The following is a 2,963-nucleotide window of genomic DNA, read 5'->3' as shown; positions in this document are numbered from 1 at the left end:
GCGTCCATCGGCATCACGGACGGCTTCGACCACGTGCCCGACGCACCCGAGAGCTGCTGAACGATCCGGTCCATCTCGCGGAACGGGTCAGTGCGCATCAACATCGCGAAACACCTCCAGTTGGTTCAGGCAGGAACTGCCAATGCGCTTCAACGTGCTCCCGTTGTAACATGTCATCGGAACGATGACAAGCGAGAGGTCATCTGGAGGATGACAGAGTGGAGACGGTCCATGAACAAGGCTGCCGAGCCGGCCACGCCTGTTCCCTTTCCGGCCGCTGCCGCGGCGCTGGAATCCATAAAGCAGACCGTCCGAGATGCGCGGCAATCCCCCCGGGGAACTCCGGCGGCCGGACCGCGGCCCATGGTCGACTCCGGTCCGCACCCGGCGCTGGCCGCACTGCTGATGCTGCGCGAGATTCGCGAGCAGCTCGCCGGCTGGGAAAGCGGTTTGATCGAGGCCGCACGGGAGCAGGGTGCGAGCTGGGCAGACCTTGCCGGGCCCCTGGGGGTCGCCAGCCGTCAGGCCGCCGAACGGCGCTACCTGAGACTGCGTCCCGGCGTCGCCGGAAGCACCGGCGACCAGCGCGTCCAGGCCACCCGGGACAGGCGCGCAGCCGACCGCAGTGTGACGGCCTGGGCCCGCGACAACGCGGCGGAGTTGCGTCGGCTCGCCGGCCAGGTCACCGCCCTCACGGGCCTGCCGGCGGACGCCCGAGGAGCGGTCGACGAACTGAACCTGGCGCTCGCTGACAACGACGCGGCCCACCTCGTCCGCCCCCTGACCGCCACCCGGCCCCACCTGAGGCCGGAAGACGTCGCGCTCGCCGAGCGCATCGACGCCATGGCCCGGCACACCGACCGGCTCCGCCGTGAAAGCGGAGACCGGCGCAGTCCGTGACCCGATGAGCTCCGAAGCATCGGCCGGCCGGCATGCTCCTGCGGACCTACGGTGGGGCGCCGCGCGGGGGTCCCGGGCCTCCGGGACGATTTGAGGTCGTGTCCGGGGATGTCGGCAGGCGCAGCGGTTTCAGGTCGAGGCCGGAGGAGTCGGCGATTCGGCGGCGCGGCGGTATTCCGCGTTGATGCGCTGGGCTTCCTCAAGCTGGTCTTCGAGGATGATGATGCGGCAAGCGGCCTCGATGGGGGTGCCCTGGTCGACGAGTTCCCGGGCCCGGGCGGCGATGCGCAGCTGGTAGCGGGAGTAGCGGCGGTGCCCGCCCTCGGAGCGCAGCGGGGTGATGAGGCGGGCTTCGCCGATGGCGCGGAGGAAACCCTGGCTGGTGCCGAGCATTTCGGCGGCCCGGCCCATCGTGTAGGCGGGGTAGTCGTCGTCGTCGAGGCGGCCGAACGAGTCGTCTGCTGTCATTGAACCTCTCTCGTGGAACGCGTGGAGGGGCCCTGGTGCCGAATGGCACCAGGGCCCCGAAGGAACTACTACACCATCTGTCGGCCCTGGTACTGCGCCGACCTTCTGTGTCCGCGGACCCGACCTGGCTGCTGTCGGGGGTGCGGGGATCGCGGTTGCTTGACCGGAGACCACCTCACTATCGATGTCCTGCGGTACCCGGGCTGGCTTCCCGCCCGGGCGATCCTGATGGCGCTCGGTTCCTCCGTTCTTCCCTCGGTGGTCAACTGCTTACCTATGGGACTGCGTACTGCTGATACTGCGTACTGCTCGGCGGCCTTGTCCAGCGCCGCTCTTCGGCAGCCAGCCCCGTCGCCCATCGTGCGTCTGCTTCTGGCTTAGAACCCCACTGCCGAACTTCCCGGCGCGCGCGTCCGCAGCCGACGCCTTCACCGAGGTACTGCTCACTGACTTCACTGCTGGTACTGCCACTGCGTAACTGCGGTACTTCTCTCGGTGGCCCCTGATACTGCGGGCCGCCTGGTCCGGTGGTCAGTCCCGTCGCCGTCCTGCAACAACCGTGGTTTCGACACTCCACCACCGCACTGACCTGCTGAACTGCAATTACCTGTACTGCGTACTGCGGTACTGCTGCCCGGCAGTTCGTCTCTGCCGGGCCCTGCGGCCTCTCTGGCTACGAGAGAAACCATAACCACCCCACAGGCCAATGTCTACTCCGGCCGACATAGATTTTCGCGTGCTCGGCGAGGAGGTAATCGGCACCGCCCGCGATGGGGCCAGAGGCGCGGGGGCGCTGCGGGTTGGTGCCCCGCACGCGGGGGAACGAGTACCCCACATGCGGCACCGGGCCTTGACGATCCAGAGACCAGGGTGACCCTGGGACACAACGAGTGTCAGCGCCGCAACCGCCCGCTCCACGGCATCCGCCGCCGGCGCACGCGCGAACGCCCGCGATTTCCTCGGCGGCCTCGTCCACCCGCTCACGGCGGAGGCCGCCGACACCGTGATCCTGGTCGTCTCGGGCTCGTCACCAACGCCCTGCTCCACGGCGGCGGCACCTGCGCCGTGGAGCTCACCGCACACCCGGACGGAATCGAGGTCGCAGTCCACGACCCCAACCCGCAGCTGCCTCGCATGCGCACCCCCGACCTGATCGGCGGCACCGGCGGCTTCGGCCGGCCCATGGTCAACCACCTCGCCCGAACCACCGCGGTCACTCCCGGGCCGTCCGGTGGAAAAACCGTCAGTGCGCTCCTCCCCGGTAGCGCGGCTGCCGGAGGGGTACGCAGGGAGGGGCCGCCCACGCATCTGCGCATCCCTGTGGCCCGCACCCTTCAGGGCACGCTGGGGATCCCGGAGACGGGCGGGATGCAGCGCGTGCCGCTCGCGGATGTCGGCGCGTGATGGACGGTTGGCGACGGCGACGGCGAATCCGACCACTGACCGCCTTCCACCCCGGAAACCCCCTGGGTACGCGGGAGGGGGGGGGCCCGCCCCGGGGGGGGGGGCCCCCCCCCGGGGGGGGGGGGGGGGGGCGCCCCCCCCCCCCGGGGGCCCGGGGGCGGGGGGGGGGGGGGGGCGGCGGGGGGGGGGCC

Annotated in this window: 3 protein-coding genes and 1 pseudogene; 2 read left to right on the top strand and 2 right to left on the bottom strand. The window is 70.5% G+C overall.

Translation table 11 applies throughout. From position 1 onward, the window contains the following. Positions 1 to 104 (bottom strand): annotated as a pseudogene (locus ACFYOB_RS40325) (Hsp20/alpha crystallin family protein); the annotation flags it as partial. A 127-nt stretch (positions 105 to 231) separates the two neighbouring features. On the opposite strand from ACFYOB_RS40325, the gene ACFYOB_RS40320 reads away from it, so the two are divergent. Next, a complete protein-coding gene (locus ACFYOB_RS40320) occupies positions 232 to 900 on the top strand; it encodes an HSP18 transcriptional regulator (protein WP_388569716.1) in 669 nt (222 codons plus the stop codon). Positions 901 to 1,029: 129 nt separating this feature from the next. Here ACFYOB_RS40320 and ACFYOB_RS40315 read toward each other — a convergent pair whose 3' ends face one another. Beyond that, positions 1,030 to 1,368, bottom strand: a complete 339-nt coding sequence (locus ACFYOB_RS40315; RefSeq protein WP_388569713.1) for a MerR family transcriptional regulator — start codon at positions 1,366 to 1,368, stop codon at positions 1,030 to 1,032. A 1,065-nt stretch (positions 1,369 to 2,433) separates the two neighbouring features. Here ACFYOB_RS40315 and ACFYOB_RS40310 point away from each other — a divergent pair. Continuing rightward, on the top strand, positions 2,434 to 2,772 hold the full coding sequence (locus ACFYOB_RS40310) for a hypothetical protein (protein WP_388569711.1): 339 nt from the start codon (positions 2,434 to 2,436) through the stop codon (positions 2,770 to 2,772). Positions 2,773 to 2,963 lie beyond the last annotated feature (191 nt).

Source organism: Streptomyces sp. NPDC006463, from assembly GCF_042870715.1.
Taxonomy (GTDB): domain Bacteria; phylum Actinomycetota; class Actinomycetes; order Streptomycetales; family Streptomycetaceae; genus Streptomyces.
Note: the sequence above shows the minus strand (reverse complement) of the source record. Positions and strands in the feature narration are given on the sequence as shown.